The organism is Candidatus Competibacter denitrificans Run_A_D11 (genome assembly GCF_001051235.1).
Classification (GTDB): domain Bacteria; phylum Pseudomonadota; class Gammaproteobacteria; order Competibacterales; family Competibacteraceae; genus Competibacter_A; species Competibacter_A denitrificans.
In genome coordinates this window covers 18,374-31,670 of sequence record NZ_CBTJ020000020.1, presented here as the reverse complement: position 1 = coordinate 31,670, position 13,297 = coordinate 18,374, and the positions used below count along the sequence as shown (strand labels likewise).

9 protein-coding genes are annotated in these 13,297 nt (G+C 57.5%); 4 read left to right on the top strand and 5 right to left on the bottom strand.

Annotated features, from left to right (window positions below; all coding sequences use genetic code 11):
* Nucleotides 1-64: 64 nt before the first annotated feature.
* On the bottom strand, nt 65-661 hold the full coding sequence (locus BN873_RS02315; RefSeq protein ID WP_071243965.1) for a hypothetical protein: 597 nt from the start codon (nt 659-661) through the stop codon (nt 65-67).
* A gap of 493 nt (nt 662-1,154) precedes the next feature.
* On the opposite strand from BN873_RS02315, the gene hemE reads away from it, so the two are divergent.
* The 3 genes from hemE to BN873_RS02300 all read left to right on the top strand — a co-directional run bounded on the left by hemE (nt 1,155) and on the right by BN873_RS02300 (nt 3,372).
* Nucleotides 1,155-2,231, top strand: a complete 1,077-nt coding sequence (hemE, locus tag BN873_RS02310; protein WP_048670360.1) for a uroporphyrinogen decarboxylase — start codon at nt 1,155-1,157, stop codon at nt 2,229-2,231.
* A 19-nt stretch (nt 2,232-2,250) separates the two neighbouring features.
* Entirely contained in the window at nt 2,251-2,700 is a 450-nt protein-coding gene (locus tag BN873_RS02305) for a bis(5'-nucleosyl)-tetraphosphatase (protein WP_048670689.1), read from the top strand.
* A gap of 78 nt (nt 2,701-2,778) precedes the next feature.
* Nucleotides 2,779-3,372 (top strand): CBS domain-containing protein, encoded by a 594-nt coding sequence (locus tag BN873_RS02300; RefSeq protein WP_048670359.1) that lies wholly within the window; start codon nt 2,779-2,781, stop codon nt 3,370-3,372.
* Between the two features lie 51 nt (nt 3,373-3,423).
* Here the strand turns inward: BN873_RS02300 and aroB are convergent, their stop codons facing one another.
* Nucleotides 3,424-4,503 carry a 3-dehydroquinate synthase gene (gene aroB, locus BN873_RS02295; RefSeq protein WP_048670358.1) on the bottom strand — a complete coding sequence of 360 codons (1,080 nt, stop codon included), beginning with the start codon at nt 4,501-4,503 and terminating at the stop codon, nt 3,424-3,426.
* A gap of 29 nt (nt 4,504-4,532) precedes the next feature.
* The gene (gene aroK, locus BN873_RS02290; RefSeq protein ID WP_048670357.1) at nt 4,533-5,060 is read right to left on the bottom strand and encodes a shikimate kinase AroK; all 528 of its coding nucleotides are present in this window, start codon (nt 5,058-5,060) and stop codon (nt 4,533-4,535) included.
* A gap of 486 nt (nt 5,061-5,546) precedes the next feature.
* On the opposite strand from aroK, the gene BN873_RS02285 reads away from it, so the two are divergent.
* Complete coding sequence (locus BN873_RS02285) at nt 5,547-9,002, top strand: PASTA domain-containing protein (RefSeq protein WP_242434354.1); 3,456 nt, start codon at nt 5,547-5,549, stop codon at nt 9,000-9,002.
* Between the two features lie 148 nt (nt 9,003-9,150).
* Here BN873_RS02285 and BN873_RS02280 read toward each other — a convergent pair whose 3' ends face one another.
* Both BN873_RS02280 and BN873_RS02275 read right to left on the bottom strand, forming a co-directional pair.
* Nucleotides 9,151-9,732: a DJ-1/PfpI family protein gene (locus BN873_RS02280; RefSeq protein ID WP_048670355.1), complete on the bottom strand. Its 582-nt coding sequence runs from the start codon at nt 9,730-9,732 to the stop codon at nt 9,151-9,153.
* A 32-nt stretch (nt 9,733-9,764) separates the two neighbouring features.
* Nucleotides 9,765-13,265, bottom strand: a complete 3,501-nt coding sequence (locus tag BN873_RS02275) for a GH36-type glycosyl hydrolase domain-containing protein (RefSeq protein WP_071243964.1) — start codon at nt 13,263-13,265, stop codon at nt 9,765-9,767.
* Nucleotides 13,266-13,297: the final 32 nt, after the last annotated feature.

Below are 13,297 nucleotides of genomic sequence, written 5' to 3'. Positions count from 1 at the left end.
CAAACGAGAACCAGAACTAACAAACCGTGCCGCCAGCCATCCGGGTGGCGGCAAACGGTGATGCCTAAAACAGCTCGACTTCTTCATCAGGACTCGCACCACCACTGCCTGTTTTATGCTTCTTTTCTTCCATCGCTTGCACATACAACACCAGGGCCTGCTTGATCGTTTTCCCTTGCATGATGGCCTCAAACATCAGCCGTTCCTCTTCCATGGTGTAGCGCGATCTGATCTTCTCCTGCATGCCAAGCCATTCGTAAGGGTTGTACAGCCGTCGCACATCAGAGATTAAATCCGCCAAGCTACCGAGGCTGGATGTAACGTGATTGAGGCGCTGAGTCAGTTTGTCGTAAAATTGGAAAGCCACAATGGCGGAACGCATCATGTCACCGACACTAGCGCAGTTTTCGATGATCGCGGCTCTGGCCTCGGTGGTTTCTGCGCTCTCTGGCAAGCTGGCGGCGGTGCGCTCGATCATCTTCACCTGACCGGCCATTGAGGTAAAAGAATTACTGAGTACCTCCACCGAACCATCACTGTCCCGCATTGACATTTCGATCTGCGCGACCGAAAGGGCCAGCATGAGGATGGTCTCACGGATTTGGGACCAATCGAGATCCGGGTTACGCGCAGTCGAACCGGATAAACTATCTTGCGTCATCTTTTAGATACCCCTTGTTAACTGGATCACTCGTTGCGCCCACCTAACTTGTATGCGAAGAGCCATGCCGATACCAGACGATCAAACGCCGGCGATCTCATAACCGACACGCCAAATTTCCGTCGGCCGGTCAGTTGGTTGGCAAAAATCATTGCTTCTAAGAAAAATATTGGAATTCAAAAGGTAATCGACCACTCGTTTGCCCATCAGACCCGCCAGGCAGTATACTTAGCTTCGGACAGCGGAAAATGTGCAAGGAATGTTCCGTCGCCTACTAAGCCGGGGAACCCGCGCCCCACTGCCGCCTCCAAGGGTATTGTAGTGCGCCTCCGCGCTATCTGACCGGCAACATTGAACCTATAACGGTTTGCTGCTTGCCCAAGCCAATTTTTGGAGCCATCCATGTGTCTAACTTCTCTCATACGGGGCTTGTGTCGTCCGCAATTTGTAAAAACCTTCGTGGTTTCGACCTGAACAGGTTACGAGTAACCGCATGATGCCATTGCGGAATGATCGCCTGCTGCGAGCGCTGCGCCGACAGCCCACGGATCGGACGCCGGTTTGGTTGATGCGCCAAGCCGGGCGTTATTTGCCCGAATACCGCGCGACTCGTGCCCGCGCCGGTCATTTTCTTGCGTTGTGCAGAACACCTGAACTGGCGTGCGAAGTCACTTTGCAGCCGCTGGCACGCTTCCCCTTAGACGCGGCGATTCTGTTCTCGGACATTCTGACCATTCCCGACGCCATGGCGCTAGGGCTTTCCTTCAGCGAAGGAGAGGGGCCGATCTTCGAGCGACCGGTTCGCTCGGCTGCTGACATTGGCCGACTCTTCGTGCCCGATCCGGAAGTTGAACTACGCTATGTGATGGATGCGGTGCGAGTGATTCGCCACGAACTCGCAGGCCGGGTTCCGCTCATTGGCTTCGCCGGCAGCCCCTGGACGCTGGCGACCTACATGGTTGAGGGCGGCTCTAGCAAGGATTTTTCGCGGATCAAAGGTTTGCTTTACGATCAACCCACGCTGCTGCATCAGCTTCTGGGGATCAACACCCAAGCGGTGATTGCCTATCTGAGTGCGCAAGTCGCTGCTGGTGCGCAAGCGTTGATGGTGTTCGATACCTGGGGTGGCGTGCTCGCCCCGCGCGCTTACCGGGACTTCTCCTTGGCCTATATGGCGAGGATCGTCGCCGAGGTAGCTTGCGAAGCAAACGGCCAGCGAGTTCCAATCATTCTTTTCACCAAGGGGGGTGGAGCCTGGTTGGAGGACATCGCGGCAACCGGTTGTGACGCAGTGGGCGTCGATTGGACGGTGGACTTAGGTGATGCGCGTCGCCGGATCGGAACGCGCGTCGCCTTACAAGGCAATCTAGATCCCGCCGCGCTGGCCGCGTCCCCGACAAGTATCCGTCAACAAGTTGCACAAACCCTCGCCGATTTCGGCTCCGGTTGCGGTCACATCTTCAATCTCGGCCACGGGATTCAACCCTGGACCGATCCTGAACATGTCCAGGCCCTCGTCGAGGCGGTCCTAGCAGAAAGCCCGTCCTATCATGTGGGAGCCGATGCATGAGCTGTGCGGGACCATGGCGATGACCCCTACAGAGGCAGCTAGTCACCGGATCTTGTCGTGCGGCGTCGTGGTGGTGCATTGGAACCGGAACCACTACGATTATTTGTTATTGAAAGCGTATAACTACTGGGATTTTCCCAAAGGCATGGTAGAACTAAATGAGTCACCGCTCCAAGCGGCCGTCCGCGAGGTAGAGGAGGAAACGACTTTAACCGGCCTGCGCTTTCGCTGGGGCGATGTGTACCGCGAAACCTATCCTTATAATCAAGGCCGCAAGGTGGCGCGTTATTACATTGCCGAATCGGTAACGACGGCAGTCCAACTGCCTACCAACCCGCAATTGGGCCGTCCGGAACACAGCGAATACCGCTGGGCTGATCACGACGAAGCGTGGGAGATGCTGACCCCGCGCGTGCGTGCGATTCTGGACTGGACCGATAGCGTCATGGCACGTACCCGCCGCCGTTGAAAGGCTGCCGGGCTGGATCAAGGTTTTCGACTTATTGCAACCTGTTCTTTTTTCGGCAATTGCTACGGAGGTTTCCCGATGCCTTATCAAACGCTTCCGTTTCACCATTTCGAAAGCGCCGCTGGCTACTTTCGACCGAGGCAGCAATTGCCGGAGCACGTCACGGAAGACGATCCCGCGACCAGCGTGATGACCGATTTGAGCCAAGTCACCGCTTACACCACGGAACTGGCCACGCCTATCAGCAAGGCGTTGGAAATGATGGTCAAGCGGGGTGTCCGTATGCTGCTGGTACGCGATGCCGACGGCCACATTGTCGGGCTGCTGACCAGTCGTGATATCGAAGGCGAAAAACCGAAACGCATTCTTACCAAGGCAGGCGGCGCCTGGGAAGATTTACTGGTTGCCGACATCATGACCCTCAAACCTAAGCTGGAGGTGCTCTTGATGGAAGATGTGTCGAAAGCGCGGGTGGGTGACATCATCGCGACCCTCCGTCACGTTAACCGCCAACATGCGATGGCGCTGGATACCGATCCTCAAACCGGCGAACCGGCGGTGCGCGGGATTTTCTCGCTCTCTCAGATCGGCTTACAGCTCGGCTTGGATATTGACCGGTCACATCATCCCACGACCTATTCCGACCTGGAAAAAGCGAAAACGCCAAAATAACCAGGTAGGCATAATCTTTTGGCGGATTGCGGTTCGCTAATCCGCCTTTTCCTACTGAAAACTGTCTTCCAAAGTACTTCGCAGGATGTGGGGATCAACGCCACTCACGAGAGTCGCGCGGCCCAGGCTGCGTAGCAACACCAGCCGCAACTGACCCTCTTTGACCTTTTTATCCACAGCCATCAACCGCAAGAAATCGTCAGCCGTCAATTGTGCAGGCGGCGCGAGCGGCAACCCAGCACGAGCGAGCAACGCCCGAACCCGCTCCGCGCCATCCGCAGCCAACCAACCCAGCCGCATGGACAAATCTGCCGCCAGGCACATCCCAACCGCCACCGCCTCACCGTGCAGCCATTCCCCATAGCCCATTCCGGTTTCAATGGCGTGGCCGAACGTATGACCAAGGTTAAGCAAGGCGCGTTCGCCAGTCTCCCGCTCATCCAGCGCCACGATCTCCGCCTTATTGCGGCAAGAGCGTTCGATAGCTTCAGTCAGAGCCGCCGCATCGCGGGCTAGCAAATGCCCAATATTGGCTTCCAACCACTCCAAAAAGGGCAGATCGCGAATCAAGCCGTACTTAATGACCTCGGCCAGCCCGGCGCGCAGCTCCCGATCCGGTAAGGTTCCCAGGGTATCGGTATCCGCCAACACGCCGCCTGGCTGATAAAAAGCGCCGATCATGTTCTTACCCAGCGGGTGATTGACCGCTGTCTTACCGCCGACGGACGAATCGACCTGCGCGAGCAGCGTCGTGGGAATCTGGACGAAGTGAACACCGCGTTGATAACAGGCGGCCGCGAAGCCGACCATATCGCCGATCACCCCGCCACCAAGTGCCACCAACGTACAATCCCGAGCAAATCGGTGGTTTAGTAGCGCAGTAAAAACCGCATCCAGCGTGGCTAAGGTTTTATATTGCTCACCGTCGGGAAGGATAAGCACTTCATGGCGCAAGCCAGTCAGCGCAGCCCGAACGCGGTCAAGATAGAGCGGCGCGACTGTCGTGTTGCTGATTACCAAGACCTGTTGGCCAGGAAGGTGGGGGCGTAACAGCTCCGGCTGATCCAGCAAGCCAGGGCCGATGTGGATCGGATAGCGGCGGTCACCGAGTTCGACGTAAAGCGTTTTCATGAGCGCATGAGCCAAGTTAGGGACGATTTTCAGGGTTGATGGGCTTCCAGTCGTCGCAAGATCTCTCCTACGATCTCTTTAACGGGCTGGTCTTCCGTCGAAATCACACAGTCAGCCACCTCCCGATAGAGTGCATCACGCTGCGCCATGAGTTGCAGCAAACGCGACCGAGGGTCGGCGGTTTGCAACAACGGGCGGTTATGATCCAGGTGGGTGCGGCGTACCAACTCATCAATGGAGGCACACAGATAAACCACGAAGCCCCGCCCGATCAAGCAACGGCGGTTATCGGGATTCAGCACCGAACCGCCACCGGTGGCGAGCACGATAGCGGAGCGCTGGGTAAGCTCCGCGATCATGGCCTTCTCGCGCGCCCGAAAACCGGCCTCGCCCTCTAACTCGAAGATGAGCGGGATACTGGCGCCAGCGCGGCGTTCGATTTCGTGATCGCTGTCAGCGAAATCCCATCGTAATGCCTGGGCCAACCGGCGGCCGACGGTGGTTTTGCCGGCACCCATCAGGCCGACGAGGAAAACGCTGGGAATGGCATGAAGCATCAGTAAAAAATCCGTGAGCACGAATGGTCAGTTTTGAGTTTCGCGCATTGTAATGAAAATGTGGGCTGAGCCACTGCAAACAAAATCTGGGGGGCGTCCGTAACGATTAATCAATCAGCCCGTCAATTTTCAGGTTATCCAACCAAAAAAATTGCCACGGACACCCACTTTGTTCTAAAAAAGTTTCAAAACAATAGTGCTATACTTTTGCCGTTAACAGGGGGGATGACGCAGGTTGACCAAGCTGCGCCTTCCGGACACAGCGGGTGTACCGGTGCTGTAATGTCTTAAAGTGGGGAATCCTTTCTTATGAGATCAAAAATCAACTTTCTGTCCATGCCGTTCCTGCTGTTCCTCCTCGGACTGCTTGCCCCGATAAGTCAATCATTCGGTGCCTGCTCTGATCCTGTACCCACGCCTGGCCCAGGTGAAACAACCGTACCAAACGTACTTGGCTCTGTGCAGAGCGGTGCGGTTACTACAATTTTGGGTGCTGGCCTAACTATCGGTACTATTACCCAAGTTGTTACGCCTAGTAACGTAGCAGCCAACGGGATAGTTATCAGCCAGTCACCGGTACAAGGCATCTGCGTAACTGCTGGTAGCCCAGTCAATCTCTCGATAGCAATCAATCCAGTTACCGTCCCCAATGTTGTAGGCCAACCCCAAAGCGCCGCCACCGCCGCGATTACCGCCGCCGGTTTGACGTTGGGCGCTGTGACTACCCAGAACAATACAACAGTGCCTGCTGGCACTGTGCTTAGCCAAAATCCCGCTGCGGGCGCGACTGCCAATCCAGGTGCCGCCGTCGCTCTCGTGGTTGCAACCGGATCAACACTGGTCAATGTCCCAAATGTCATTGGCTTAAGCCAGGCAGGGGCTGCGCTCACCATCCAGGGTACCTGCACCAGTGCTACGACTCCAGCCACCTGCCTAACAGTAGGCACAGTCACCCAACAAGCCAGCACAACCGTCCCGGCTGGTCAGGTCATCAGCCAAAGCCCGGCCCCGAATAGCCCGGTTGAGGCCAGTACGTCGGTGAATCTTTGGGTCTCTTCAGGTCCACCTGTTACTGTGCCCAATGTCGTTGGCCAACCTCAAGGCACTGCCGCTGATACTTTGGTTCGCGCTACCCTCACCGTGGGTACGGTAACCCAGGAATTCAGCGCTACTGTACCCGCTGGTCAAGTGATCAGCCAAAATCCACCGGCAAACGCTGCCGTCGCTCCCGGAACCCCGGTCAATCTCGTAATCTCCACGGGTCCCAAGCCGACTACTGTACCCAACGTGACTGGCCAGAGCCTAACTGGCGCGAAAACCACCCTCACGGGTGTTGGTCTTGTAGTGGGGAGCGTTACTCTAGCCGCCAGTAGCACAGTACCAGCCGGAACCGTCATCGGCCAAAACCCTGCTGGTGGCTCCCAGGTTGCCCCCGGCTCCACCATCAATCTGACCATCTCCGCTGGCCCTGCCGCACCGGAGACTCCCAAGGTCACCCCTGGTGATATTGAGGTTCCTAACGTCATCGGATTGAGCAAGGCCATCGCCGCCGCTACCCTTCACAAGCTTGGGTTAAGTTTTGGGGCGACCATTCAAAAATTTGATGCCAAGGTTCCTGCTGGTACTATCATTGATCAAAGTCCTGCGGCTGGCGTTAAGGTGGGTGTTGGTACCGCAGTGACCGTCACGGTCTCTCTGGGTCCGGCCGGTGTGGTCAAGGTTCCAGACGTAACCGGCCTGCCGGCGGAAGCTGCGCGCTCGATTCTGCAAAGCGCAGGGCTTACTGTAGGCAACACGCTGACTCAGCCGGACCCATCTGTACCGCTCAACAATGTGATCAAGACCATCCCCGCTGCCGGCACCCAAGTGAATGCGGGCGCAAGTGTGGATTTGGTGGCCTCATCGGGCGCTACCCAAGCTCAACAATGCACCGTACCCGATATCGTCAACCAGACCGTTGAAGACGCTCGGCAGATCGTGTTCGCTACCTGCTTATCGACGATTGGCTCCACCACGGTTCGTACCGACCCAACCATTCCGGCTGGTAAGGTGGCCGCCCAAGTCCCTGCCGCTGGCACGTTGGTTGGCTACAACACCACCATCAATCTGATTGTCTCTTCTGGCTCACAACCGCCGGTCGTCACGCCGCGCGTGATTGGCTTGACGTTGGCCGATGCCACTATCGTGCTCAACAGTGCGGGTTTGACGGTAGGCTTCGTATCGCGCCAGACCAGCAACACTGTCCCGGAAGGCCGCATCATCAGCCAAAATCCGCTGATGACAGCCCCAGTGCCGGTAGGCTGGTTGGTTAACTTGATCGTGTCGTTGGGGCCAATTCCCGATGATCCGGCCGCTCGCCCGCAAACCCAAGTCCCTGATGTGACTAAGCTGACACTGGCGGCGGCGACTGCTAAGCTGATCGAAGCCAACCTAAAAGTCGGCCTCGTCTCCAACCAGCGTAGCACGACGATTCCGGCCGGACAGGTCACACGCCAAAGCGTGGCCCCGAACACGACCGTACCGATCAACAGCCGCGTCAACCTGGCTATCTCCTTCGGCCCCTATGCGTATGGTCTCTTCAGTGGGCCGGCCTATATCACCAACCATATCGGCAATACGGTTTCCATTCTTGATCCAGATACCAATCAGATCGCCGATAACTTACCGACGGGATCAAGCCGAAGCGGTCCCAGCGGCGTTGCGATTCACCCGGATGGAACCAAGCTCTATATCACCAATCGGTCACAGTTCGGTGGCAGCGCTGGTACAGTCTCAGTCATTGACCTGATTGAACGTAAGGTGGCCGCGCTCATTCCAGTGGGTGTAGCGCCGCTGGGTGTTGCCATCAATCCGACAGGTGAGCGGGTGTTTGTGGCCAATGAAGGCAGCTTCAGCCTTTCGGTCATCGATACCGGCACCAACCAGCCCTTCATTGATCTCAGCGTTCCCAACCTGACCGCAAACTCCTATCCACGCGGTGTAGCGGTCCATCCTAACCCGCTGCGCCCGCTGGTTTACGTCACCAATCGCACGGTCAACTCCTTCTCGGATGATCAGACCAATCCCTATGTCGATCAATGTGATGCGCTGGTGGGGCGGTCTCCGGTCAACGTCAATCCTGATCAGTGTGTCGGCTCGTTGTCCATTTTCGATGCCGACTTGAAGATCCAGGTGGGTTCGGTCGCGGTGGGCTGGGCGCCCGAAGGTGTGGCTGTGCATCCTGACGGTGCGCTGGTGTATGTGGCCAATTCGGGAGACCGGACTGTCTCAGTCGTAGACACGGTGTTCAATCGGGTCATCGGCATCATCAACCTGGATGAGTTCGGCGGCGCGCCGCAACCGTTGGTACCGCGCGGCATCGCTGTCAGCCCGGATGGAAACCGGCTGTATGTCAGCGACGGCGCCGGTAACCGTCTGTTCGTCATCGACACGACTGCCAACCATGTTGTGGTGGGTATCATACCGGTCGGCAAGAAACCTTACGGAGTTGCAGTCAGTGCCGACAGCAAGCGGATTTATGTCGCCAACACCGACGACAACACCGTTTCAGTGGTGGATGGCCAAAGCCAGACGATCATCGCTACGATACCGACTGGCTTGGGGCCTTGGGGATTCGGCCAGTTCGTGGGACCGCTATCGACGGTGGCGACCCCCGTTTTGGACCCAGCGGGTGGCACCTTCCCAGGCAACGTGATGGTGAAGATCAGTACGACAACATCAGGCGCCTCGATCCGCTACACCACGGATGGCAGCACACCGACGCCCACTTCCGGGATTCCGCTGGTCAGTGGGCAATCTGTCCCGTTGAGTGCGCAAATCGCTAATGTCAAGGTGACCTTGAAAGCGATTGCCTTCAAGGATAACTGGGCGGATTCGGATGTGGCACAGGGAACTTACCGGTTAAATACCTGGCTGAGCGAGGGTGAAAACTCTCTGCCCTGAACCTCCCTTAACCCATAACAAAAAGGCCGCGATCCCATCGCGGCCTTTTTCATTTGCTGAATACCCTGGCGTGCCTGATGTCTGGGCATCAAAACTCGTGAGCGCGCCCTTCAATCTGCCCAGTGGTTTATTGAACTGCGTCCTTTCCTTAAAGCTCAATCCTGGTGCCTAGCACATCAAGAAACGCTTTTAACCAAGCGGGATGAGCCGGCCAGGCTGGCGCCGTGACCAGATTGCCATCCACATGGACCTGATCCATGCCGATGTCGGCATAACAGCCACCGGCTCGCTCTACATCCGGCCCAACCGCCGGATAGGCCGAACAAGAACGCCCCTTCAGAACATCGGCAGCCGCTAACACCTGGGCACCATGACAAACGGCCGCGATGGGTTTTTTGGCATCGGCGAAATGACGAACGATCTCGATGATCTGCTTATTCAAACGGATATATTCGGGCGCCCGGCCGCCGGGAATCACCAGAGCATCGTAAGTGTCGGCCCTGATCTCGGCTAAGGTGGCATTGAGGGTAAAGTTATGGCCAGGCTTCTCGCTGTAGGTCTGAGCACCGTCGAAATCATGGATTGCAGTGCGCACCTGCTCACCGGCCCGTTTATCCGGGCAGACCGCATCGACGGTATGCCCCACCATTTGCAGGGCCTGAAACGGCACCATCACTTCGTAATCTTCCACGTAATCGCCGACCAACATCAAAATTCGCTTGGCACTCATGCACGTTCTCCTCAGCAATTTATGATGATCTATCACGGTTGGGTAATAGCCAGCTCGGTCGGTTCATCGACCGCACCGCCCAAGGTGACGACGACCGGATGGGTGTTACCATCCCGCAGCCACGGAATGCGGGCAGCGCCTTGTTCGACCAGCCCAGGCCGTCCATCAATCGTCACGGCCACAACCCGTTTTGCGGCTCCATCGGGGTTATGGACATCCACATCGTACAGCGTTTCACCATCCAGCAGCCGGTACTGTAACCGGAAGCCAGGCCAACTATCGGGAATCCGGGGTTGCAACCGGATATGATCGCCTTCGTGCGGTTCCAGACCCAAAATCGATTCGAGTGCAACCCGCAGCATCCAACCTGCCGAACCGGTGTACCACGTCCAACCACCACGCCCAATATGCGGTGCTACACCATAGATATCCGCAACGACCACGAACGGCTCCACCCGATAGGTCGCCACTTGCTCCGGCCTCCGAGTCCGGCTGATCGGGCTTAACATTTCCAATAAGCACAGCGCCCGATCCCGCCGACCCATCTCGGCCAGCGCTCGCACGACCCACAAGGCGGCATGGGTGTATTGGCCACCATTTTCCCGCACACCGGCCACATACCCTTTGATGTAGCCAGGGTCGTGCGGAGTTCGCTCGAACGGAGGCGTCAATAACCGGATCAGACCCTCTTGTTCGGCCACAAGATAACGCTCAACCGCATCCAGGGCTGATGCCGCCCGCTCGCACGGCGCCGCTTTGGAGATAACCGCCCAGGCTTGCGCTAGCGCATCAATCTGGCATTCATCACTGGCAGCCGATCCCAATACCGCGCCATCATCGTACCAAGCCCGCCGGTACCACTCCCCATCCCAGCCGTGCTCGTTCAGCGCAGTGGCCAGATGACTGCGGAATCCCGCATAACGGCGGGCACGACTGAAATCACCGCGCTGGCCGCACACCGGAATGAAATCGCCGAGAATGGTGTACAGAAAAAATCCCATCCAAACACTCTCACCGCGGCCTTGGCGTCCCACCCGGTTCATGCCGTCATTCCAATCACCGCTCCCCATCAGCGGCAAGCCGTGAATGCCCTGGGTCAGGGAGCGATCCAGTGCTCGGCAACAGTGCTCGTATAAACTCCCGCTCTCGCCGGAATCTTCCGGCACCAGGAAGGCTTCATCCTCACCGGGTTCCAGCAGACGCGCCTTAAGAAACGGTGCCGATTTGCCAAATAGGCCCCAATCGCCAGTGGCGCGAGCATAAAACGCAGCGAGCCAGGGCAACCATAACAAGTCATCGCTGAAACGGGTGCGGATGCCACACCCTGTCGGCGGATGCCACCAATGCATCACATCACCTTCTTGAAACTGATGAGCGGCATGGAGCAACAGTTGTTGGCGGGTCAAGCCAGGATCGTGATAGAGCAGCGCGGCGGCATCTTGCAGTTGGTCACGGAAACCGTAAGCCCCACCCGACTGGTAAAAAGCCGACCGGCCCCAAAGACGACAGGCCAAGGTTTGATAAGCCAACCAACCGTTGACCATCACATCCAGCGCCGGCGTTGGCGTCTGAATCTGGACACCGCCTAACCAATGGCGCCAGAAGGTTTGCACTTCCCCCAACGCTCGCGTTGCCGCGTTAACCCGGTGGTAGCGGTCGATCAAGCGCCGGGCCTGGTCTGCATCGTCCGCTTCACCCAGCAGGAGCACCCGCTCCACCGTAGCGCCGGGTTCCAACTCGATGACCGTTTGCAGCGCAAAACATGGGTCAATCCCAGAGCCAAGCCGCTCGGTCAAGGTTGGGCCTTGAGCCAGTGCCAACGGCCGCGCCGGATCGCCGTGAGTTCCTAAAAATGTAGCGCGATCACCGGTCATATAGACCGGTTTATCGCTCTGCGAAACCGCAGCAAAGGCAATACGCCCGGTAAATTCCCGGTTGCGATTCTCGGCGAACAGAGCACCGCTCGCCGGATCACGCAGCACCCGTAACTCATTCATGTAATCGGTCGGCAGAACACCTAACACCAACCGCCAATAGGCAAACAGCGACAAGCAGCGCGGGGTATCGCCTAGATTACGCAAGCGAATCAGTGCCAGCTTAACGGGATCTTCGCGCGGCACGAAGACGCACACCTCTTGCTCCAAACCCTGGCTGGTATGGCGGTAGCAGCTGTAGCCAAAGCCATGGCGGGCCTCATAAGGCACCGGTTGCGGGCATGGTCCGGGCTGTAACGACCAAAAAGTGCCGCTATCCTCATCACGCAAGTACAACGCTTCACCATGCGGATCGAGTACCGGATCGTTGTACCACGGTGTTAAGCGGTTCTCACGACTGTTTTGGCTCCAGGTATAGCCGGCACCGGTTTCGCTGGCGAGGAACCCAAAATTCGGGTTAGCGATGACGTTAGTCCACGGTTGCGGTGGCAATTGCGGCCGCCCGCCCGCATCTGGACGAATTCGGATTACATACTCACGACCGTCAGCACTGAAACCGCCGTGACCGTTCCAGAATTGCAGTAGTTCGTCTTCAGATTCAGAGTCAGATTCAGAGAGAATTGCCGTAGCGCTAGCTTTCGGATCACGTTGCTGGAGATTTGGCGGTGAGAAGGCTTCGGCGTGGGGTGGATCTAACGCTGCGGAGGATAGATCGGCGAGAGGCTGATCGCCCCTGGCTGCCTGGAATTCGGCCTCAATAAGCGCAGTGGCGGCATAACGTTCCGCAAGCGCCACAGCGGTTGGCCGATCTATGCCCGCTCCCAGCAAAAACGTCAGTTGCGCCTCTGCACCTGGCGCCAGTTCGACCACCTGGCGCCAACTCACAATCGGATCAAGCACATTGCCGATGGTTTCAGACAACGGCTCGGTATCGACCAATGCGCGTGGCGCCGCCAACGTATAGCCCCGCCCAATAAATCGTGCGCGGTCGGTTTCATATTGGCTGGGCTGATTGATCTGGCTCGCGCCAACCAGCGCATGGACTAACCAACACGGTGGTTCGGTTGCTGCGCGAGGCCGGCGCCGCGCCAACAACACATTCGAACCGGCGACCCGTTCAGTCTGGACGAAGAGCTTGGAAAACGCTGGATGCGCTGCGTCGGCTGCTGGATCATTCAGCACCACTTCAATATAGCTGGTCAACTCAATGCGGCGTGGGCGTTCACTGTCATTACGCAATGTCACCCGACGCAATTCGATATCATTTTCTCTGGCAACACACACATCCAGCCGAGTAGCGATATCCCCATCCCGCCGGGTTAACTCAATCAACCCAGGCCCGAATTGGGCATGTTGACTATCCGCTATCCTTGGCACGGGAAGTTGGCCCAGCGACCAGAACGCGCCATTCTCCAAATCGCGCAAATAGATAAAAAACCCGTCGCCATCTTCAGTCGGATCGGCGTTCCAGCGACTCACAGCCAACTGGCCCCATGCGGAATAGCCGGTGCCAGCAGCGGTCAACAAGGTCGTATAACGGCCATTGGTCAGCAGTCGGCCATCGGCGGGACAAGCGCGCGAAAAAACGGGGACGGACATCAAAGTTCCTCTTGGCAAAATCCGCGAGCACG